Source organism: Massilia arenae (assembly GCF_008014745.1).
GTDB classification, from domain to species: Bacteria; Pseudomonadota; Gammaproteobacteria; order Burkholderiales; family Burkholderiaceae_D; genus Telluria; species Telluria arenae.
This window is the reverse complement of the sequence record NZ_VPFD01000016.1, coordinates 98,546-119,487: the sequence shown is the minus strand read 5'-3', so window position 1 is coordinate 119,487 and position 20,942 is coordinate 98,546. Positions and strand designations below refer to the sequence as shown.

The 20,942-nt window shown below is 64.7% G+C and carries 17 protein-coding genes; 15 read left to right on the top strand and 2 right to left on the bottom strand.

All coding sequences use genetic code 11. The features are described from left to right. Position 1: 1 nt before the first annotated feature. Positions 2-682 (bottom strand): hypothetical protein, encoded by a 681-nt coding sequence (locus FVD38_RS15700; RefSeq protein WP_147935675.1) that lies wholly within the window; start codon positions 680-682, stop codon positions 2-4. Positions 683-826: 144 nt separating this feature from the next. Between FVD38_RS15700 and FVD38_RS15695 the strand changes: the two genes are divergently transcribed. The 3 genes from FVD38_RS15695 to FVD38_RS15685 all read left to right on the top strand — a co-directional run bounded on the left by FVD38_RS15695 (position 827) and on the right by FVD38_RS15685 (position 5,032). Then, positions 827-1,528, top strand: coding sequence for an HAD family hydrolase (locus FVD38_RS15695; protein WP_147935674.1), 702 nt, complete (start codon positions 827-829; stop codon positions 1,526-1,528). Positions 1,529-1,644: 116 nt separating this feature from the next. Then, positions 1,645-2,673 (top strand): heat-inducible transcriptional repressor HrcA, encoded by a 1,029-nt coding sequence (hrcA, locus tag FVD38_RS15690; protein ID WP_147935673.1) that lies wholly within the window; start codon positions 1,645-1,647, stop codon positions 2,671-2,673. A 151-nt stretch (positions 2,674-2,824) separates the two neighbouring features. Further along, positions 2,825-5,032, top strand: coding sequence for a TonB-dependent siderophore receptor (locus tag FVD38_RS15685; RefSeq protein WP_147935672.1), 2,208 nt, complete (start codon positions 2,825-2,827; stop codon positions 5,030-5,032). 115 nt (positions 5,033-5,147) lie between these two features. Here the strand turns inward: FVD38_RS15685 and fur are convergent, their stop codons facing one another. Further along, on the bottom strand, positions 5,148-5,579 hold the full coding sequence (gene fur / locus FVD38_RS15680) for a ferric iron uptake transcriptional regulator (protein ID WP_147935671.1): 432 nt from the start codon (positions 5,577-5,579) through the stop codon (positions 5,148-5,150). A gap of 79 nt (positions 5,580-5,658) precedes the next feature. On the opposite strand from fur, the gene FVD38_RS15675 reads away from it, so the two are divergent. The 12 genes from FVD38_RS15675 (at position 5,659) to FVD38_RS15620 (ending at position 20,937) form a co-directional block, all read left to right on the top strand. After that, positions 5,659-6,264, top strand: a complete 606-nt coding sequence (locus tag FVD38_RS15675; RefSeq protein WP_183407546.1) for an outer membrane protein assembly factor BamE — start codon at positions 5,659-5,661, stop codon at positions 6,262-6,264. Between the two features lie 10 nt (positions 6,265-6,274). Continuing rightward, on the top strand, positions 6,275-7,084 hold the full coding sequence (gene dapB / locus FVD38_RS15670) for a 4-hydroxy-tetrahydrodipicolinate reductase (protein ID WP_123071717.1): 810 nt from the start codon (positions 6,275-6,277) through the stop codon (positions 7,082-7,084). 2 nt (positions 7,085-7,086) lie between these two features. Continuing rightward, positions 7,087-7,413: a barstar family protein gene (locus FVD38_RS15665; protein WP_147935670.1), complete on the top strand. Its 327-nt coding sequence runs from the start codon at positions 7,087-7,089 to the stop codon at positions 7,411-7,413. Between the two features lie 133 nt (positions 7,414-7,546). Further along, positions 7,547-10,189, top strand: coding sequence for a leucine--tRNA ligase (gene leuS, locus FVD38_RS15660; RefSeq protein WP_147935669.1), 2,643 nt, complete (start codon positions 7,547-7,549; stop codon positions 10,187-10,189). Positions 10,190-10,197: 8 nt separating this feature from the next. Then, a complete protein-coding gene (locus FVD38_RS15655) occupies positions 10,198-10,707 on the top strand; it encodes an LPS-assembly lipoprotein LptE (RefSeq protein ID WP_123069771.1) in 510 nt (169 codons plus the stop codon). Positions 10,708-10,721: 14 nt separating this feature from the next. Next, the gene (gene holA / locus FVD38_RS15650; RefSeq protein WP_147935668.1) at positions 10,722-11,735 is read left to right on the top strand and encodes a DNA polymerase III subunit delta; all 1,014 of its coding nucleotides are present in this window, start codon (positions 10,722-10,724) and stop codon (positions 11,733-11,735) included. A 66-nt stretch (positions 11,736-11,801) separates the two neighbouring features. Further along, a complete protein-coding gene (locus tag FVD38_RS15645) occupies positions 11,802-13,067 on the top strand; it encodes a glutamate-5-semialdehyde dehydrogenase (RefSeq protein WP_147935667.1) in 1,266 nt (421 codons plus the stop codon). A gap of 18 nt (positions 13,068-13,085) precedes the next feature. After that, the gene (locus tag FVD38_RS15640) at positions 13,086-13,499 is read left to right on the top strand and encodes a CopD family protein (protein WP_123069768.1); all 414 of its coding nucleotides are present in this window, start codon (positions 13,086-13,088) and stop codon (positions 13,497-13,499) included. Positions 13,500-13,715: 216 nt separating this feature from the next. After that, positions 13,716-14,918 carry a THUMP domain-containing class I SAM-dependent RNA methyltransferase gene (locus FVD38_RS15635; protein ID WP_414675154.1) on the top strand — a complete coding sequence of 401 codons (1,203 nt, stop codon included), beginning with the start codon at positions 13,716-13,718 and terminating at the stop codon, positions 14,916-14,918. A 12-nt stretch (positions 14,919-14,930) separates the two neighbouring features. Further along, positions 14,931-16,220: a multidrug effflux MFS transporter gene (locus FVD38_RS15630; RefSeq protein ID WP_147935666.1), complete on the top strand. Its 1,290-nt coding sequence runs from the start codon at positions 14,931-14,933 to the stop codon at positions 16,218-16,220. A gap of 317 nt (positions 16,221-16,537) precedes the next feature. Beyond that, positions 16,538-18,715, top strand: coding sequence for an HDOD domain-containing protein (locus FVD38_RS15625; protein WP_147935665.1), 2,178 nt, complete (start codon positions 16,538-16,540; stop codon positions 18,713-18,715). A gap of 8 nt (positions 18,716-18,723) precedes the next feature. Beyond that, positions 18,724-20,937 (top strand): EAL domain-containing response regulator, encoded by a 2,214-nt coding sequence (locus FVD38_RS15620; RefSeq protein ID WP_147935664.1) that lies wholly within the window; start codon positions 18,724-18,726, stop codon positions 20,935-20,937. Positions 20,938-20,942: the final 5 nt, after the last annotated feature.

Below are 20,942 nucleotides of genomic sequence, written 5' to 3'. Positions count from 1 at the left end.
ATTAAGGGGTGCAGGTGACGCTTACGTCGCTAATGTCGTTCTGGCGGGCGGTACCGCTGCCATTGCTGACGGTGCAGGTCTGGTCGGCAGGCTGGCGCAGGACCGACACGCCGTAAGGCGAGTCTTCAGCCACGTTGGCCAACTTGAACGATGTGGCGCCCGCCTGGAGCGTCACATTATCCGAGCCATTGACCAAAACCAACTCGCCCTTCAGGTTGGCGACGCTGCCCGACAATCCACGGAAGTTGGGCGTACATGTGACGTAGACACTATAGACGTGGTATCCCGCACGGCCGCTGGCGTTTTCGATCTTGCAATCGCTGACGTTCGACGGTTTGGACTTGAATTCGACGTTGTAGCGGTCGTCGGTCGAGATCAGGTTGTCGAAGGCCCAATTACCTGCGCCTGAACCATCGGCCGGCGGATTGATCGCCTTTTCCTGGCCGCCATTGGTCAACACGAGGCCGGCCTTGGTCACGCCGGCGTAACTGCCGCCCAGGACTAACTGACCATCGCTGCCGCCGCAGGCAGACAAGGCGACCGCGCAGGCCAGCGCCGCGCTGGCACGCAGGTAGGAACTCTTCATAACATCTCCAAAAAATCTAGCGGGAAAGCGCAGCTGCGCGGTGAGAATGGAAAAATCGCTCAACATTTTAGTCCATTTGGCAAGCAGCTGGTCCATTTCGGCCGCAATTGGTTTTGTATCTTGGTGTAACCATAATTCAACAAAGGCAACATTCCAGGGCGCAGGCGGTGTGCGCATTGCATTCGGCGTAGCGCATCGCTATGCTTGGGGCGCACCTTTCCCCCCTTAGTCTGGAAGCCGATGACCCGCCAACCCTGGCCGAAAGCCGTCCTGTTCGACCTCGACGATACCCTGTGGCCGATCGCGCCCGTGATTCTGGAAGCCGAAAAACTGTTGTATGCCTGGCTCGGCGAGCATGCGCCGCGGGTGGCCGAACGCTTCACGATCGACAGCCTGCGCGCGGCGCGCCTGGAACTGCTGGCCGCGCGCCCCGAATTCGGGATCGACCTGGGCGCGCTGCGCCATGCCGGCCTGGTCGCAGCCTTCGAACAGGTGGGCGAAGATCCCGGCAAGGCCGAGCTGGCGATGACGGTGTTCTTTGCCGCCCGCAATGCCGTGACGCCCTACGAGGATGTCGTGCCCGGACTCCATCGCTTGAAGCAATATGTGCTGGTCGGCTCGGTCACCAATGGCGTGGCCGACCTGCAGACCATCGGCCTGGCCCACCATTTCCAGGCCTCGGTGGCGGCGCGCGAGTTCGGCCGCGCCAAGCCCGACCCCGGCATCTTCCTGGCCGGCTGTACCGCCCTTGGCGTCGATCCCGGCGAGGCCCTGTACGTGGGCGACGACCTGTTGCTGGACGTGCAGGGTGCCCAGCGCGCCGGCCTGCGCGCGGCCTGGATGAACCGCACCGGCAAGGTCAACGAACTCGGCCATGAAGTCCGGCCCGACGTCGAAGTGGCCAGCCTCGACGCGCTGCTCGATTGGCTTGAATCGCTGTAAAGACGCGGACAAGAGCGTTGGACATGCGTCACAGCAAGCCTTGCGCTGCCCGTGCCACGTCCCAACCTGCCTATAATGCACACACTAAATACGAGCATCGAACGTTTCCTGGAATCATGCAACTCGACCAACGCGCCCACACCCTGCTCAAAGCCCTCGTCGAACGGTATATCGCCGACGGCCAACCGGTAGGCTCGCGCGCGCTGTCCAAGCTGCCCGGCCTGGAGTTGTCGCCAGCCACCATCCGCAACGTCATGGCCGATCTCGAGGAGATGGGCTTCGTTGCCAGCCCGCATACCTCGGCCGGCCGCATCCCGACCCCGCGCGGTTACCGCGTGTTCGTCGACACCCTGCTGACGGTGGGCCCCATCGACGACAAGACGGTCGATGCCGAGCGCATGCGTTTGCCGCAGCCCTTGTCCAACCTGCAACCGCAGAAACTGATCGCCAACGCGGCGCAGATGCTGTCCTCGCTGTCGCAATTCGCCGGCGTGGTGCAGAGCCCGCGCCGCGAGTCGGTATTCCAGCAGATCGAATTCCTGCGCCTGGGCGAAAAGCGCATCCTGCTCGTGATCGTCGATCCGCGCGGCGACGTCCAGAACCGGCTGCTGCTGCTCGATCAGGATTATTCTCCGTCGCAACTGACCCAGTCGGCCAACTACCTGAACCAGAACTTCGCCGGCCTGTCCTTCGACGCGGTACGCAAGCGCCTGAGCGGCGAGCTGCAGCAATTGCGCGACGATATGGGCCGCCTGATGCAGGCGGCGGTCGAGGCCGGCAGCGAAGCGATGGCCGAGGGCGACGATATGGTCATTTCCGGCGAGCGCAACCTGCTGTCGGTGTCCGACCTGTCGTCCAACATGAGCTCGTTGCGCCAGATGTTCGAGATGTTCGAGCAAAAAACGGGCTTGATGCAATTGCTCGACGTCTCGAGCAAGGCCGGCGGCGTGCAGATCTTCATCGGCGGCGAATCGAAGCTGGTGCCGATGGACGAGATGAGCGTGGTGACGGCGCCGTATGCGGTCGACGGCCGCATCGTCGGCACCCTGGGCGTGATCGGCCCGACGCGGATGGCCTATGAAAGAGTGATCCCGATCGTCGACATCACGGCCAAGCTGCTGTCGAACGCCCTCAGCCACTCCTGAATCACGAAAACTTAATCCAGTGCAAGGCTGGCAACCCTCTCGCCACAATTTGACATAGTTTTGGAAATGCAAATGAGTATGATTCTCAATTGCATTGAGTCGGAGCATTCCGGCTTGTCCACAGAACAGTCAAAGAACAGGAACACGAGGGATGAAACTGACCGCAATACGCAGGACGCCGCTGGCCGCGGCAATCGGACTGGCGCTCGTCGGACTGCCGGCGATGGCCCAGCAGTCTCCCGGCGATGCGCCGATGCACCAGGTGCACATCGTCGGCACCGCCGAACAGGAACTGAAGCAGGCCATCGGCGTCTCGGTCATCACCTCGGAAGACATCGAAGCGCGTCCGCCAGCCAATGACCTGGCCGAGCTGATCCGCACCATGCCGGGCGTCAACCTCACCGGCAACAGCGCCAGCGGCCAATACGGCAACAACCGCCAGATCGACCTGCGCGGCATGGGCCCGGAAAACACCCTGATCCTGGTCGACGGCAAGCCGGTCAGTTCGCGTAATTCGGTGCGCATGGGCCGCAGCGGCGAGCGCAACACGCGCGGCGACACCAACTGGGTGCCGGCCGAAGCGGTCGAGCGTATCGAGGTGCTGCGCGGCCCGGCGGCGGCGCGCTACGGTTCCGGCGCCGCCGGCGGCGTGATCAACATCATCACCAAGGCGCCGGGCGACTATCTGACCGGTTCGGTCACCGCCTATGCGCTGGCGCCCGAGCACAGCGAGGAGGGCGACAGCAAGCGGCTCGGCTTCAACCTGTCCGGCCCGCTGGCCGGCAAGCTCTCGTTCCGCGTGTTCGGCAACGTCAACAAGACCGATGCCGACGCGCTGGCGCTGAACGCCACGCCGGAGAACACCGCCGACGGCGCGATCCCGCCGGCCGGCCGCGAAGGCGTGCGCAACCGCGACATCGGCGGTCTGCTGCGCTGGGACTTCATGCCCGACCAGGTGCTCGAGTTCGAGTCCAACTTCAGCCGCCAGGGCAATATCTACGCCGGCGACCGGGCCGTGAATGCGGCCGGCTTCCCGATCCTGGGCGAGCTGGCCAATGCGGCCGCCGAGACCAACGTCATGCTGCGCCGCAGCGCCGCGCTGACCCACCGCGGCACGTGGGGCGCCACCACCTCGCGCCTGTGGCTGACCTATGAAGGCACCGACAATACCCGCATGAACGAAGGCCTGGCGGGCGGACCGGAAGGCAGCATCAGCGATCCGACCAGGCGCTCGACGTCGGAGCTGGAAACCTATGGCGCCAATGGCGAGATCCATACGCCGCTCAACTTCGGCGGGGTGGCGCAGATGCTCACCGCCGGCTTCGAGGCGCGCAAGGAAAAGCTCAACGATCCGTATTCGATGACGCAGGCCGCCACCGCGATTCCCGGCATGCCGGCCGGCAGCCGCGATGGCCGTTCGAGCGCCGAAACCTATGCCGTCTACGTCGAAGACAATATCGGCGTGAATACCGCATTCACCCTGACCCCGGGCCTGCGCTTCGACAAGCACAGCCAGTTCGGCACCAACTGGAGCCCGAGCCTGAACGCCTCGTATGCCTTGAGTTCCACCTTGACCTTGCGCGGCGGCGTGGCGCGTGCCTTCGAGGCGCCGAACCTGTACCAGTCGAATCCGAACTACCTGTATTACACGCGCGGCAACGGCTGCCCGGTCAACAACCCGAACCTGGGCGGCGGCTGCTATGTGCGCGGCAACGACCAGCTGGCGCCGGAGACCTCGGTCAACAAGGAAATCGGCATCGCCTGGAAGGACCGCGGCCATGAGGCCAGCCTGGCCTACTTCCACAACAACTACAAGAACAAGATCACCGGCGGCATGGATCATCTGCTCGGCAACACCTCGGCCAATGGCCGCCTGTTCCAGTGGGAGAATTCGCCGAAGGCGGTGGTGCAGGGCGTCGAGGGCAACCTGACGATCCCGTTCGGTCCGCGCCTGAAGCTGACCAACAACCTGACCTATATGATCGAGAACGAGAACAAGACCAATGGCGAGCCGCTGTCGGTGATTCCCGAATACACGCTGAACTCGACCCTGGACTGGAAGGTCAATGCCAGGCTGACGACGCTGCTGACGGTGTCGTATTACGGCAAGCAGGAGCCGCGGCGCCTGACCGGCACCGGCGGCCAGGCCAGCGGCGAGGCGCTCAACACGCTGGCGCCGTATGCCGTGGTGGGCGCCAACGTCGGCTATGCCTTTACGCCGAAGCTGTACCTGCGCACCGGCATCAACAACCTGTTCGACGAACGCCTGTTCCGGCGCAGCACCAATGGCAGCACGGGCGCCGAGTCGTACAACGAACCGGGGCGCGCGCTGTTCGTGAACCTGACCGCCTCGTTCTGACGACGCTTAGATAGAGAAAGGGCGCATGGGATGGTTCCCATGCGCCCTTTACTTGTTTTTACGCCGGCCGTGCCGGCCACCGGAATGCCGGCCACCGGAATGCCGGCCACCGGAATTACTCCGGCTTGGCGACGCCCCGGCACTGCGGGCAGCTGCCATAGATCGCCAGCGCATGCTCGACGATCGTGAAGCCGTGTTGTTCGGCAATCATCTGCTGGCGCTTCTCGATCTCGTCGTCATAGAACTCTTCGACGCGGCCGCAGGTGACGCACACCAGGTGGTCGTGGTGGGAACCGGCGTTGAGCTCATAGATGGCCTTGCCGGTCTCGAAATGGTTACGGTTGAGCAAGCCAGCCTGCTCGAACTGGGTCAATACGCGGTAGACGGTCGCGAGGCCCACGTCCATGTTGTCAGCAAGAAGGATCTTGTAAACATCTTCCGCCGTCAGATGCCGTACGGAGCTGTTCTGGAAGATTTCCAGGATTTTCAGTCGTGGCAGCGTGGCCTTGAGGCCGCTCGCCTTCAGGTCAGTCGGGTTGTTACTCATGTTTGTCACTCGAATATTGGCGGAGTGCTTTATGATATAGCGTTTTGGACGCTCCCGCTCGAACGTATTGAGGTTAACTATGCCTGTCAAACAAGCCGTATTCCATCGATTCTCCGCCAAAGCGGCTCTGGCGGCGGGTCTCGCCTGCACCTTGACGCTGTCCGGCTGCGCATCCTGGCGCAACCAGACGCGTCCGGCGCCGCCGGTGGCAACGGATGCGGCCGCCAGTGCGTCCGACGCGGAAAAGTCGGCCGCCATCGCCAATGCCGGCGCCCAGACCGTCCAGGCCTCGCGCCTGCAGCGTTTCCTGTGGATCTTCTCGCCTTACCGTCCAGACATCCAGCAGGGCAACTTCGTCTCGCAAGAGATGCTCAACCAGCTCAAGGCCGGCCAGACCCGCGACCAGGTGCGCTTCCTGCTCGGTTCGCCGCTGCTGATGGATGCCTTCCATGCCGACCGCTGGGATTACCCGTTCTACCTGGCGCGCGGCAATGGCGAGCTGACCACCAGCCGCGTGACCGTGTTCTTCAAGGACGACGTGGTCGAGCGTTTCGAGGGCGGCAATCTGCCGAGCGAGCGCGAGTACATCGACCGCATCGCCGGACCGTCGAAGGGCAGCAAGGACCATCCTGACCGACGCCCGGTGGAGCCGGCCAAGGTCAATGCGCCTGCAACGCAGCAATAAGGAGGCGAGCATGACGATGTTGAATATCGCCGTCGCTGGCGCCAGCGGCCGCATGGGCCGCATGCTGATCGAAGCCATCCAGTACGCACCCGATGCGCGCCTGGCCGGTGCGCTCGACTTGCCGGGTTCGCCTTTCATCGGCCAGGACGCGGGCGCCTTCGCCGGCTTCCTGACCGGCGTGATGATCGAGGATAGCCTCAAGCACGGCTTGCACAATGCCGACGTGCTGATTGACTTCACCCGCCCCGAAGGCACCCTGCAGCACCTGGAATACTGCGCTGCCAACGGCAAGCAGATGGTGATCGGCACCACCGGCTTCGACGAGGCCGGCAAGGCCGCGATCCGCGCCGCCGGTGAAAAAATCGGCGTCGTGTTCGCCCCGAACATGAGCGTGGGCGTGAACGTGACGCTCAAGCTGCTCGAAATGGCCGCCAAGAGTTTTTCGGAAGGCTATGACATCGAGATCGTCGAGGCGCACCACCGCCACAAGGTCGATGCGCCGTCCGGCACCGCACTGAGGATGGGCGAAGTGATCGCCGACGCCATCGGCCGCGACCTGAAGGAATGCGCCGTCTATGGCCGCGAAGGCGTCACCGGCGAGCGCGATCCGTCGACCATCGGCTTCGCCACCGTGCGCGGCGGCGACGTGGTGGGCGACCATACCGTGATGTTCCTCGGCACCGGCGAACGCATCGAGATCAGCCACAAGTCGAGCAGCCGCGTGACCTATGCCCACGGCTCGCTGCGCGCGGCGCGCTTCCTGGCGGACAAGGCCAACGGCCTGTTCGACATGCAGGATGTGCTGGGCCTGAAAGGTTGATCATGGCGGTGGCAGAACTGAACGGCGCCGTCATTGTCGATGAGGCATCGTTTCATCAGCAGAGCCGCGAGGCCTTCGGTTTCCCGGACTCGTATGCGGACAGCATCGACGCCTGGGTCGACTGCATGAGCTATCTGCGCGACGACGAGAACATGACCAAGTTCCGCCTGAAAGCGGATGAAGTGCTGGAAATCGTCATCCTCGAGGCCGACAAGATGAAGGCGGCGGCGCCGGACCTGATCGAAGAGCTGAGCTATTGCGTCGGCGGCATCAACGAGCGCTATGAGGATTACGGCGAAAAGCCGGCGCTGGAGCTGATCCTGCGTTGATTTCCCTGGGGCAGCGTTCATCGAGACGCTGCCTTTTTTTCATATTTTTCCCGCCTGCACCGCGCCACTCCGCAGTGCAAAATGAACCAGTTATAATGACCGGTTCCACATCCCACCTTACGTCTGCAGAATCATGCAAGAAAAATATAGTCCAGCCGAAGTAGAACAAGCCGCCCAGGCCTACTGGAAATCGATCGACGCCTATAAGGCCGTCGAAAACGATCCTCGTTTCCCGAAAGGCAAGTATTACGCCTGCTCGATGCTGCCTTACCCATCGGGCAAGCTGCACATGGGTCACGTGCGCAACTATACGATCAACGACGTGATGTACCGCTACCTGCGGATGAATGGCTATAACGTCCTGATGCCGATGGGTTGGGATGCGTTCGGCATGCCGGCCGAAAACGCGGCGATGGCCAATAACGTGCCGCCGGCCGAATGGACCTACTCGAACATCGCCCACATGCGTGGCCAGATGGAATCGATGGGCCTGGCGATCGACTGGTCGCGCGAGATGACCGCGTGTAAACCGGACTACTACAAGTGGAACCAGTGGATGTTCCTCAAGATGCTCGAGAAGGGCATCATCTACCAGAAGACCGGCACCGTGAACTGGGACCCGGTCGACCAGACCGTGCTGGCCAACGAACAGGTCGTGGACGGCCGCGGCTGGCGTTCGGGCGCGCTGATCGAGAAGCGCGAGATCCCGATGTACTACGTGCGCATCACCGACTACGCCGACGAACTGCTCGACCACGTCGACAACAAGCTGCCGGGCTGGCCGGAGCGCGTGCGCACCATGCAGGCTAACTGGATCGGCAAGTCGACCGGCGTGCGCTTCGCCTTCCCGCATAGCGTGAAAGACGACAGCGGCGACGCGATCGGCGAAGGCAAGCTGTATGTGTTCACCACCCGCGCCGACACCATCATGGGCGTGACCTTCTGCGCCGTGGCGCCGGAACACGCGCTGGCCCAGCACGCGGCCCGCAACAATCCGGCCCTGCAGGAATTCATCGCCGAGTGCAAGATGGGTTCCGTGATCGAAGCCGATATGGCGACCATGGAGAAGAAGGGCATGCCGACGGGCCTCTTCGTCACCCATCCGGTCACGCAAGAACAGATTCCGGTCTGGGTCGGCAACTACGTCCTGATCACCTATGGCGACGGCGCCGTGATGGGCGTGCCGGCGCACGACGAGCGCGACTTCGGTTTCGCGAAAAAATACAACCTCCCGATCAAGCAGGTGGTGGCGGTCGAAGGCCAGGAATTCTCGCTGGAGGCCTGGCAGGAGTGGTACGGCGACAAGGAAGCCGGCCGCACCATCAATTCGGGCAAGTACGATGGCCTCGATTACACCTCGGCCGTGAACGCGGTCGCCGGTGAACTGGCCGAACAAGGCCTGGGCGAGAAGAAGACCACCTTCCGCCTGCGCGACTGGGGCATTTCGCGCCAGCGCTACTGGGGCACCCCGGTGCCGATGATCCACTGCGGCGACTGCGGCATCGTGCCGGTGCCCGAGGCCGACCTGCCGGTCGTGCTGCCCGAGCACCTGGTCCCGGACGGCACCGGCAATCCGCTGAACAAGGACGAAGCGTTCTTGACATGCGACTGCCCGAAATGCGGCAAGCCGGCGCGTCGCGAGACCGACACGATGGACACCTTCATCGATTCGTCGTGGTACTACATGCGCTATACCTCGCCGGGTTCGAACGAGGCGATGGTCGATGCCCGCAACGATTACTGGATGCCGATGGACCAGTACATCGGCGGCATCGAGCACGCCGTCATGCACCTGCTGTACGCGCGCTTCTGGACCAAGGTGATGCGCGACTTCGGCCTGGTGAAGTTCGACGAGCCGTTCGTCAACCTGCTCACCCAGGGTATGGTGCTCAACGAGACCTACTACCGCGAAGACGCGTCGAGCAAGAAGACCTGGTTCAACCCGGCCGACGTCGATCTGACCTTCGACGACAAGGGCCGTCCGCAGAGCGCGACCCTGCGCGCCGACGGCCAGCCGGTGGAAATCGGCGGCACCGAGAAGATGTCGAAGTCGAAGAACAACGGCATCGACCCGCAAGCCCAGATCGAGCAGTACGGCGCCGACACTGCGCGCCTGTTCACGATGTTCGCCTCGCCGCCCGAGCAGACCCTGGAATGGTCGAACAGCGGCGTCGAAGGCGCCAGCCGCTTCCTGCGCCGCGTGTGGGCCTTCGGCTACGCGCAGCGCGAGCGCATCGCCGCCAGCTTCAATGGCGAAGCGCAAGGCACGCTGAACGACGACCAGAAGACGTTGCGCCGCGAAGTGCACAAGGTGCTGCAGCAGGCCGACTACGACCTCAAGCGCATCCAGTACAACACCGTGGTCTCGGCCTGCATGAAGATGCTCAACACGCTGGAGTCGGCCAAGCTGGACGACTCGGCGGCCTCGAACGCGATCGTCGCCGAAGGCTTCTCGATCTTCCTGCGCCTGCTGAACCCGGTCGCGCCGCACATCACCCACGCGCTGTGGCAGGAACTGGGCTTTGCCGGCGCCCATGGCGACATCTTGAACGCCGCCTGGCCGCAGGTCGACCCGGCCGCGCTGGAGCAGTCCGAGATCGAGATGATGATCCAGGTGAACGGCAAGCTGCGCGGCTCGGTCAAGGTGGCGAAGGAGGCCGACAAGGCCGCCATCGAAGCCGCGGCCCTGGCTTCCGAGGCGGTGCAGAAGTTCATCGAAGGCACGCCGAAGAAGGTCATCGTGGTGCCGGGCAAACTCGTCAACATCGTGGTGTAAGGATCAATATGTCGAACAAGACCCTGGTGCGTGCGCTGGCGGCACTCTTGATGGCAGGCGTGCTGGCCGGCTGCGGCTTCCAGCTGCGCGGCAGCGACGGCCAGTACAACCTGCCGTTCCAGAGCATCTGGCTGTCGTTCGGCGAAGCCTCGCCGCTGGGCACGGAACTCAAGCGCAACCTGCGCGCGGGCGACACCGTGCGCATCGAGACCGACGCCTCGAAGGCCCAGGCCCTGTTCGACGTGATCAGCGAAACGCGCGGCAAATCGATCCTGTCGCTCAACAGCCTGGGCCGGGTGCGCGAGTATTCGCTCAGCTACACCCTGGTGTTCCAGGTGCGCGACGCCAACAACCGCCAGTTGCTGGCGCCGACCGAGATCACCCTGCGCCGCAACATCGCCTTCGACGAATCGCAGGTGCTGGCCAAGGAATCGGAAGAAGCGCTGCTGTACCGCGACATGCAGTCCGACCTGGTGCAGCAGATCCTGCGTCGCCTGGCCGCGATCAAGCCGGCGTGAGGAAGTAAGCGACGATGCAGTTGCGGCTCGAGGCACTCGACGGCCATCTGGGCAAGGGACTGGCTCCCCTGTACGTGATCGCCAGCGACGAGCACCTGCTCGCGCTGGAAGCGGCCGACCGGATCCGCAAGACGGCGCGCGCGCAAGGGTACACCGAGCGTGACGTGCTGACGGTCGAGCGCAGTTTCAAGTGGGGCGAGCTGCTGGCCGCCAACCAGGCGCTGTCGCTGTTCGGCGACAAGAAGCTGATCGAGCTGCGCATCCCGACCGGCAAACCGGGCAAGGACGGCAGCGCCGCGCTGCAGAGCTACGCGAAAGATCTCAGTCCCGACAATCTCACCCTGATCACGCTGCCGAAGCTGGACTGGCAGACCGCCAAGTCGTCGTGGGTGACGGCGCTGCAGCAGTCGGCGGTCTATATCGAGATCCCGAACGTCGAACGCGCCCACCTGCCGGGCTGGATCGGCCAGCGGCTGTCGAGCCAGGGCCAGAGCGTCGAGCGCCAGAGCCTGGACTTCATCGCCGACCGGGTCGAGGGCAACCTGCTGGCGGCGCACCAGGAAATCCAGAAGCTGGGGCTGCTGTACGAGCCGGGCAAGCTTAGTTTCGAACAGGTGCACGACGCCGTGCTGAACGTGGCGCGCTACGACGTGTTCAAGCTGTCCGAGGCGATGCTGGGCGGCGATCCGGCGAGGTTGGCGCGCATGCTCGAGGGTTTGAAAGGCGAGGGCGAGGCGCTGCCGCTGGTGTTGTGGGCGGTGTCCGAAGAAATCCGCACGCTGCTAAAATTAAAGACCGGCATGTCGCAGGGACGCCCGCTGGGCGCGCTGCTGAAGGAATACCGGATCTGGGGACCGCGCGAGCGGATGATGGAACCGGCGCTGCGCCGCGTGTCGCTTGGCACGCTCGAAGCGGCGCTGCAGGACGCGGCGCAGGTCGACCGCATGGTCAAGGGCTTGCGCGCGAAGAGGTTCGCGGGCGACGCGTGGGATGCGATGTTGCAGCTGGCGTTGAAGGTGGCGCGCTAAGGCAGCCGCTCTCGATACGGATGTGCATCGCTCGGCGCGCCTGATCGATAACGCAACGGGAACACGATGGACATCACCGCACACATGCACCAACTGGGCCGCCAGGCCCGGGCCGCCTCGCGCGCCATGGCGCGCGCCAATACGGCCACCCGCAACCGCGCATTGGAACTGATCGCCGCCGCCATCGAACGCGATGCCGATAGCCTGCGCGCCGCCAACCAGAAGGATCTGGAAACGGCGCAGGCGGCCGGCCTGGCCCCGGCCCTGATGGACCGCCTGGCCCTGTCGGACAGTGCGATCGCCACCATGGTCGCCGGCCTGCGCCAGATCGCCACCTTGCCCGACCCGGTCGGCGAGATCTCGAACATGAAGGTGCGGCCGAGCGGCATCCAGGTCGGCCAGATGCGCGTGCCGCTGGGCGTGATCGGCATCATCTATGAGGCGCGCCCGAACGTGACGGTCGACGCGGCCGGCCTGTGCATCAAGAGCGGCAACGCCGCCATCCTGCGCGGCGGTTCGGAAGCGATCCACTGCAACCGCGCGCTGGCGACGCTCGTGGCCGAGGGCCTGGCGGGCGCCGGCCTGCCGCAAGACGCGGTGCAGGTGGTCGACACCGTCGACCGCGCGGCGGTGGGCGCCATGATCACGATGCCGGAGTACGTGGACGTGATCGTCCCCCGCGGCGGCAAGGGCCTGATCGCGCGCCTGATGAAGGAAAGCACGGTGCCGATGATCAAGCACCTGGACGGCATCTGCCACGTCTACATCGACGACAAGGCCGACGTCGAGAAGGCGCTGGCGGTCGCGTTCAACGCCAAATGCCACCGCTACGGCACCTGCAACACGATGGAGACCCTGTTGGTGGCGCGCGGGATCGCGCCCACCGTGCTGCCGCGCCTGGCCGCGCTGTATGCGACGCAAGAGGTCGAGCTGCGCGCCGACCCGGAGTCGCGTGAGATCCTGGCCGGCTATCCGCACCTGGCCGCCGCCACCGAGGAAGACTGGGCGACCGAATACCTGGCCCCGATCCTGGCGGTGAAGGTAGTGGCCGACATGGATGAGGCGATCGACCATATCACCGCGTACTCGTCGAAGCACACCGAGGCCATCGTCACCGAGGACTACACGCGCGCCATGCGCTTCCTGCGCGAAGTAGACTCGGCCTCGGTGATGGTGAACGCCTCGACCCGCTTCGCCGACGGCTTCGAATACGGTCTGGGCGCCGAGATTGGCATCTCGAACGACAAGCTGCATGCGCGCGGCCCGGTCGGGCTGGAAGGACTCACCTCGCTCAAATACGTCGTGTTCGGGCACGGCGAAGTTCGTCAATAATCAACAACAAGGAACCGCATGTACCTCTGGATCAAAGCCCTGCACATCGTCTTCATCGCCTCGTGGTTCGCCGGCCTGTTCTACCTGCCGCGCATCTTCGTGAACCTGGCCCAGGAAACCAACCCGGCCGCGACCGAACGCCTGCTGGGCATGGCGCGCCGCCTGTACCGCTTCACCACGATCCTGATGGTGCCGGCGCTGCTGCTCGGCCTGTACCTCGCGATGATGATCGGCATGAAGCACGGCTGGCTGCATGCGAAGCTGGTGCTGGTGATCCTGGCGATCGGCTACCATCACGCCTGCGGTTCGATCCTGAAGAAATTCGAGCGCGGCGTGAACACGCGCAGCCACAAGTGGTTCCGCTGGTTCAATGAAGTGCCGGTGATCCTGCTGTTGGTGATCGTGATTCTCGCGACGGTCAAGCCGTTCTAAGACGCGGCCTGTGCACGTCGTCCCCGCGAAGGCGGGGACCCAAGGTGCTTGCTCAGCCACTTGCGCATGCGCTGCTGGCTGCGCTTAAGACTTGGGTTCCCGCCTTCGCGGGAACGACGTGCGCAAGCAGGTAGCAATAACTATTCTGACGGTCATCCGGCACAACCGGTGACGCGTTATCAACACAGTTTCATCAACGGACAAAGGGTACCCCTCATGGCCTCATATTTTTGCCCATGCCCGCGCGGCATGGAAGCGGCGCTGGCCGAAGAGCTGGGCGAGATCGCCCAACTCTCCACCACCTTCAAGGTGCACAACCAGGTGCCGGGCGGCGTGCACTGCTCGGGTTCGATGCAGGACGCCTGGCTGGTCAACCTGCATTCGCGTATCGCCTCGCGCGTGCTGATGCGCATGGGCCAGCGTAGCTACAGCAACGAGAACGACATCTACGACCTGGTGCTCGAGCAGCCCTGGGAAGACTGGTTCGGCCCCGATCACACGATCCGGGTGGACGTCACCGCCGTCAAGTCGCCGCTCAAGAGCCTCGAATTCACCACGCTCAAGATCAAGGACGCGATCTGCGACCGCTTCCGCGACCAGTACGACAAGCGCCCCTCGGTCAACACCCGCGAGCCGGACATGCGCATCGTCGGCTTCCTCGACCAGCGTAACTTCATCATCTACCTCGATACCTCGGGCGAAGCGCTGTTCAAGCGCGGCTGGCGCGAAGAGACGGGCGACGCGCCGCTGCGCGAAAACCTGGCCGCGGGTCTGCTGCGCGTCTCGGGCTGGAAGCCGGGCGTGCCGCTGTTCGACCCGATGTGCGGCTCGGGCACGATCCTGGTCGAGGCGGCCCAGATGGTGCAGGGCATCCCGCCCGGCGCGCGCCGCCGCTTCGCCTTCGAACAATTCGCCGACCACGACCGCCAGGCCTGGGCCGACATGAAGGCTGCGATCAAGCCGAACCCGCTGCCGACCGAGCCAACCATCTTCGGCTCCGACATCTCGGGCGACATGGTCGCCATGACGCGCCATAACCTGAAGGTGGCCGGCATCCTGTTCGACGTGCCGCTCAAGCAGATCGAGGCCCAGCACGTGGTGGCGCCGACCGAACAGGCAGGCATCCTGCTCACCAACCCGCCGTACGGCGAACGGATCGGCGTGCGCGGCGACAGCACCGTCCCGCAGGACGAGATGGCGCTGGGCTTCTACTCGGCCTTTTCCACCACGCTCAAGCAGCGCTTCGCCGGCTGGACCGCCTACCTGTTCACTGCCGATCTGGGATTGCCGAAGATGCTGCGCCTGAAGGAATCGCGCAAGACGCCGTTCTTCAACGGCGCGCTCGAGTGCCGCCTGTTCCGCTTCGACATGGTGGCAGGCTTCAACCGCCGCGAAGAAGCGAAACCAAAGCAGGACTGACCTGGACTGACGATGCTGCCGCCAACCGACCCGCCCGATCTTCCGAAGGACCCCGTCACCCCGGTTCCACTTCCTCCCCCCCACAAGATCGTGATGCTGTCGGCCGGCGGCCTGGCCACCCTGCTGGCGGCCCTGGCGATGCTGGGGCCGTTCTCGATCGACGCCTACCTGCCGGCCTTCCCGCAGATCCAGGCCGAGCTGGCGGCGACCCCGCTCGAGGTGCAGCAGACCCTGACCGCCTATATGCTGGCCTTCGCCGGCATGGTGCTGTGGCATGGCGCGCTGTCGGACGCCTTCGGGCGCCGCAACGTGATCCTGGTGGCGCTGGTGGTGTTCGCGATCGGCACCTTCGGCTGCGCCTCCGCGTCCTCGGTACATTACCTGTGGGTGTTCCGCATCATGCAGGGCGTGTCGGCGGGGGCCGGCGTGGTGGTGGGGCGCGCCATCATCCGCGACCTGTATTCCGACACCGCGGCGGCGCGCCTGCTGTCGATGGTGACGATGATCTTCTCGATCGCGCCGGCCATCGCGCCGGTGGTGGGCGGCTGGATCGTGCTGTGGTTCGACTGGCGCGCGATCTTCCTGGCGCTGTGCATGTACACCGTGCTGCTCGCCTGGTTCTGCTGGAAGCACCTGCCCGAGACCATCCCCAGCACCCAGCGCCAGCCATTCAACCCGCGCTTCCTGGCCAAGAGCTACGGCGCCATCTTCAGCTCCTTCCTGTTCCACATGAAGGCCGGCGTGACCGCCCTGAACTTCGGCGGCCTGTTCCTGTACATCGCGGCGGCGCCGGTCATGCTGCCCGAGAGCCTGGGCCTGGGGCCGTCGCAATTCGCCTGGCTGTTCGTGCCGACCGTGAGCGGGATCTTCCTCGGTTCGCTGATGGCCAACCGCCTGGCCGGCAGGATGGACTTCGCGCGCCAGATCCGCATCGGCTTTTTCTTCATGCTCGCCGCGGTGACCTTCAACGTGACCTATCACGCCTTCCTGCCGCCGGCACTACCGTGGACGGTGGCCCCGATGTTCTTCTTCACCTTCGGCAGCTCGCTGATCGCGCCCGGCGCGACCCTGCTGGCGCTCGACCTGTTCCCGCACATCCGCGGCACCGTGGCCTCGTGCCAGTCCTTCGTCTCGACCCTGCTCGGCGCAATCGTGGCCGGCGTCGTCGCGCCGATGCTGTCGCACTCGGTGCTGGCGCTGGCCGTCGGCCAGATGTTCTTCGTGCTGGTCTCGCTGGCGTTCTGGGATACGGCGCGGCGCCACCGGCGAAAATTGCGCGCACGGGGAGAGCAGGTCCCCTAAACATGAACCCGGCTCCTGCCGGGTTTTTTGTGTCTAAAACTCACGATTTTTTATGCAACAGTCGTATCGATGCAACAAGCATAGGCCTCATTCCCCTCTGCCGTACAGTTAGAACTAATCCTCGGCAACAGTTATTAGTGGAACTATTGTTCCTGATCAGAAATGTATATATGCTACGATACGTTTTTTACATCCGGAGCAGAGGGCAATTCACTCGCCTGTTCCATTGACTGAAGTGCCAGATGTTGTGGCCGCCCCCGGGTAGCGGGCAATGCCACCAACCCAACCTTCGACAAGTGGCGGCCGTGCTAGAAAACATGCACCAATCCGACCAGGACATCCGCAATCGTTTGCTGATTGCCCGTCTGCCGGCCATGCCGCAGATCCTGGTCAAGCTGATCGAGCACCTGCAGGCCGACGACCTCGGCATGCCGGAACTTGCCGCCCTGATCGCGAAGGATGCCGGCATGACCGGCAAGCTGCTGGCGGTCGCCAACAGCTCCGCCTACCACCGCCACACGCGCAGCGCCGACCTCGAACAGTCGCTGGTGGCGCTCGGCACCGACATGATCAAGACCCTGGTCATCAGCGATTCGGTGTTCCAGACCTTTAACAGCTTCCCGCATTCGAACAGCATCGACCTGCGCGCGTTCTGGAAGCATTCGCTCGCCGCGGCGGTGCTGGCGCGCGACGTGGCGCGCTCGCTCGACTACGCGCATCCCGAAGAAGCCTACCTGGCCGGCCTGCTGCACAACGTCGGCCGGCTGGCGCTGCTGGCCGCGGCGCCCAAGGAATACGGCTTCAACTTCACCGCGCGCGACGACGACGATTTGTGCGCGGTCGAGCAGCGCACCCTGCAGATCACCCACACCGAGGCCGGCGCCTGGCTGATCGAGCGCTGGCAGCTCGATTCCTTCCTGGCCGACGCGGTGCTGTACCACCACGAACCGAGCGAGCGGCTCGAATCCAGCCATCCCCTGATCCGCATCGTGCGCCTGGCGCATGTGCTGTCCCATCATGCGGACGATGCGACGATGGTGAACGAAGCCGGCGCGCTGTGCGGCGTCGATGCCGCGCAGGCGGCCAAGCTGATCGAGAAGGCCGCGCGCCAGGTCGAGCAGGCCGCCGCCCACCTGGGCATCGACCTGGCGGGCGCCGACGACATCCCGAGTCCGCCGGCCTGGGCGCCGCCGCCGCCCGCCGATCCGGTGCAGCAGCGCCTGAATGAGGAAGTGCGCAATATGGTGCTGGTGTCCGAAGTCGGCCAGAGCCTGGCGCGCCAGCAGGGCGAATCCGGCCTGCTGGACGCGATGACGCGCACCGCGCGCATCCTGTTCGATTTCGACAGCGCCGTGGTGCTGCTCGAGAACCCGACCGGCCAGCTGCTTGCCGGCGCCCCGACCTTCGGCGCGCAGCGCATCGCCGAGTTCACGCTGCCGCTGGCGAAAGGCGGCCCGGTCGCGCGCAGCGCGCTGGAACGCCGTCCGGCTTTCGTGCAGCGTGCGCGCCACCACGATCAACTGGGCCTGGCCGAGGAACAGCTGCTGCGCATGCTTGGCACCGACAGCCTGGTGGTGGTGCCGCTAGTCGCCGGTCCGCGCTGCCTGGGCGTGCTGGTCGGCGGCGTGCCGGGCTGGCAGCTGCCGCATTGCCAGCGCCGCGAGCGCTTCATGCAGGCCTTCGGCGCGCAGGCCGCGAGCGCGCTGGAAAACCTGCTGCTCGAGCGCGGCCACGCGCGGCGCCAGCTGGCCAGCGTGGCCGAGGAATTCCGCGACGCCTCGCGCCGCGTGATCCACGAAGTGAACAACCCGCTGGCGATCATCAAGAACTACCTCAGTGTCCTGGACGGCAAGCTGGCGCGCCAGGAGCCGGTGGGCGGCGAGCTGTCGATCCTGAACGAAGAGATCGACCGCGTCGGCCAGCTGATCGGCAGCCTGGCCGACCAGAGGACGCCGGACGCCGTTCCGCGTCCGCTCGATGCGGCCAAGGTGGTGGACGACGTGCTGCGCCTGTTCCGCGGCAGCGGCTACGTGCCGGCCACGACCCAGGTCATGGCGCGCATGGAGGGCGATGGCGCGATCGAGGGCGATCCCGACCTGCTCAAGCAGATCCTGGTCAACCTGGTCAAGAACGCGGTCGAGGCCCTGGGTTCGCGCCCGGCGGGGCGGATCGAGATCGTCAATCGCGGCCACGTGAACCGCGAGCGCAAGGTCTACCTGGAGCTCGTCGTCAGCGACAACGGCCCGGGCCTGTCGCGCGAGGTGCTGGCCAACCTGTTTTCTCCGGTCAGGAGCGCCAAGGACGGCGCCAACGCCGGCGCCAACGGCAACCGCGGCCTGGGCCTGTCGATCGTCCACGGCCTGGTCAAGCAGCTGGACGGCCACATCGCCTGCCGCAGCGGCAGCGCCGGCACTTCCTTTGAAATCCTCCTGCCGGCGTGGTCCGGCGCCGGCGCGGCCCCCGCGCTCCCGGCGCGCGCCCTCGGTTCCGCTTAACCCTCACCATGAACGCGCATCCCGCCACCATGCTTCCCGGCGAACCCGCTCCCTTCTCCCAGACCCTCGAGACCGACAGCCAGCCACGCCTGCTGCTGGTCGACGACGAGCCACGCCTGCTGTCCTCGCTGTACGAACTGCTGCAGGGACGCGGCTACCGCCTCACGACAGCGCCGTCCGGGTCTGACGCTTTGGCACACCTTTCGCGCCAGCACTTTGACCTGGTCCTGCTCGACCTGCGCCTGCCCGACATCGGCGGCCACGAGATCATGGACTTCATCAACGAGAAGGGCATCGACGCCGACGTCATCGTGATGAGCGGCGAGATCGGCATCGACGCCGCGATCGGCGCGCTCAAGCGCGGCGCCTACAGCTACCTGCGCAAGCCCTATAGCCGCGAAGAGCTGCTCTCCACCGTGAGCAATGCGCTGCAGCGGCGGCGCTTGACGCTGGATAATGCGCGCATCGCGAACCAGCTCGAGAACTCCGAGAAGATGTACCGCTACCTGGTGGATTCGTCGCCGGACATCATCTATACGCTGAACCACGAGGGCCGCTTCACCTTCGTCAATGACCGCGCCTACCAGCTGCTGGGCTATACCCGCGAAGAGCTGATCGGCCAGCATTACTCGATCCTGGTGCACGAGGAAGACCTGGAGCGCGCGCGCTATGTTTTCAACGAGCGCCGCGTCGACGAGCGCGCTTCGCGCAACGTCGAGCTGCGTCTGAAGTGCCGTGGCGGCAACGGCCATGACCGCACCTTCAACACCACCCTGATGACGATCTCGCTCAACGCGATCGGCATGCACGTGCCGGACCAGGAAGTCAGGAAGCTCGAATTCTTCGGCACCTATGGCGTGGCGCGCGACATCACCGACCGCAAGCGCGCCGAAGAAGTCATCTCCTACCAGGCCTACCACGACATCCTGACCGACCTGCCGAACCGCATCCTGTTCAAGGACCGCCTCGGCCTGGCCGTGATCCAGGCCAAGCGCAAGCAGACCGAGCTCGCGGTGATGTTCATCGACCTGGATCGCTTCAAGCTGGTCAACGACACGCTGGGCCACGTGAAGGGCGACGAATTGCTGCAGCAGGCAGCCGGCCGCCTGAAGGAATGCCTGCGCAAGGGCGACACCCTGGCACGCCAGGGCGGCGACGAATTCACCATCGTGCTGCCCGAGCTGCGCGACCGCGACGACGCGCGCATGGTGGCCGATAAATTCCTGGAGGTGCTGCAGGAACCGTTTGACCTGGACGGCCACGAGGTGCACATCTCGGCCTCGATCGGCATCGCGATCTATCCGAAGGATGGCGAATCGATCGACGAGCTGCTGCGCCACGCCGACATCGCGATGTACCAGGTCAAGGCGCTGGGCAAGAACGGCCACAGCTTCTACCACGACTCGATGCTCGAAGTGTCGCACCAGAAGATCGCGCTCGAGCAGGCCTTGCGCCGCGCGCTCGAGCACGACGAGCTGGAGATGTTCTACCAGCCGCAGATCGACGCCATGAGCGGCCGCATCACCGGCGCCGAAGCCCTGATGCGCTGGAACCATCCAACCCGCGGGCGCCTGTCGGCCGGCGAATTCCTGCCGTTCGCCGAAGAGAACGGCCTGATGCTGCCGATCTCGGACTGGATGATCGGCGCGCTGTGCCGCGACATGCTGCACTGGAATGCGATCGGCGGCAGCGACATTCGCCTGTCGCTGAATTTGTCGCCGCAATACCTGGACCGCGGCGACTTTTTCGAGAAGATGCGCGGCGCGCTGGCGCGCTACGGCATCTCGCCGCAGCAGATCGAGGTGGAGATCACCGAGAACATCTGCATCCGCAATCCGCAGTATGCGATCGAGCAGCTCAACAAGCTGTGCCAGTTGGGTGTGTCGATCGCGATCGACGACTTCGGCACCGGCTACTCGTCCCTGTCCTACCTGCACCGCTTCCCGATCCATACCGTCAAGATCGACCAGTCCTTCGTCAAGGAGATCCACCAGGAAGACGGCCACTATCCGGTGATCCTGGCGATCATCTCGATCGCGCGCGGCCTGGGCCTGAACCTGATCGCCGAAGGCGTCGAGACCGAGGAGCAGGCGCGCTATCTGCGCGCCAACGGCTGCCTGACGATGCAGGGCTATCTGTTCTATCGCCCGATCTCGCTGCAGGACTTCATGGCCGCGCTGCGCACCCAGTCTGGCGGCGCCCTGCGCGCGGTACAGGCCTGACCGAT

What these genes read in the sequence shown, in the direction of transcription:
- FVD38_RS15645 (WP_147935667.1), top strand. Translation starts at nt 11,802, where the DNA reads ATGGACATCACCGCACACATGCACCAACTGGGCCGCCAGGCCCGGGCC.
- FVD38_RS15675 (WP_183407546.1), top strand. Translation starts at nt 5,659, where the DNA reads ATGCCTGTCAAACAAGCCGTATTCCATCGATTCTCCGCCAAAGCGGCT.
- hrcA (WP_147935673.1), top strand. Translation starts at nt 1,645, where the DNA reads ATGCAACTCGACCAACGCGCCCACACCCTGCTCAAAGCCCTCGTCGAA.
- dapB (WP_123071717.1), top strand. Translation starts at nt 6,275, where the DNA reads ATGACGATGTTGAATATCGCCGTCGCTGGCGCCAGCGGCCGCATGGGC.
- FVD38_RS15640 (WP_123069768.1), top strand. Translation starts at nt 13,086, where the DNA reads ATGTACCTCTGGATCAAAGCCCTGCACATCGTCTTCATCGCCTCGTGG.
- FVD38_RS15630 (WP_147935666.1), top strand. Translation starts at nt 14,931, where the DNA reads ATGCTGCCGCCAACCGACCCGCCCGATCTTCCGAAGGACCCCGTCACC.
- FVD38_RS15685 (WP_147935672.1), top strand. Translation starts at nt 2,825, where the DNA reads ATGAAACTGACCGCAATACGCAGGACGCCGCTGGCCGCGGCAATCGGA.
- FVD38_RS15700 (WP_147935675.1), bottom strand. Translation starts at nt 682, where the DNA reads ATGGACCAGCTGCTTGCCAAATGGACTAAAATGTTGAGCGATTTTTCC.
- FVD38_RS15695 (WP_147935674.1), top strand. Translation starts at nt 827, where the DNA reads ATGACCCGCCAACCCTGGCCGAAAGCCGTCCTGTTCGACCTCGACGAT.
- FVD38_RS15655 (WP_123069771.1), top strand. Translation starts at nt 10,198, where the DNA reads ATGTCGAACAAGACCCTGGTGCGTGCGCTGGCGGCACTCTTGATGGCA.
- leuS (WP_147935669.1), top strand. Translation starts at nt 7,547, where the DNA reads ATGCAAGAAAAATATAGTCCAGCCGAAGTAGAACAAGCCGCCCAGGCC.
- fur (WP_147935671.1), bottom strand. Translation starts at nt 5,579, where the DNA reads ATGAGTAACAACCCGACTGACCTGAAGGCGAGCGGCCTCAAGGCCACG.
- FVD38_RS15635 (WP_414675154.1), top strand. Translation starts at nt 13,716, where the DNA reads ATGGCCTCATATTTTTGCCCATGCCCGCGCGGCATGGAAGCGGCGCTG.
- holA (WP_147935668.1), top strand. Translation starts at nt 10,722, where the DNA reads ATGCAGTTGCGGCTCGAGGCACTCGACGGCCATCTGGGCAAGGGACTG.
- FVD38_RS15665 (WP_147935670.1), top strand. Translation starts at nt 7,087, where the DNA reads ATGGCGGTGGCAGAACTGAACGGCGCCGTCATTGTCGATGAGGCATCG.
- FVD38_RS15625 (WP_147935665.1), top strand. Translation starts at nt 16,538, where the DNA reads ATGCACCAATCCGACCAGGACATCCGCAATCGTTTGCTGATTGCCCGT.
- FVD38_RS15620 (WP_147935664.1), top strand. Translation starts at nt 18,724, where the DNA reads ATGAACGCGCATCCCGCCACCATGCTTCCCGGCGAACCCGCTCCCTTC.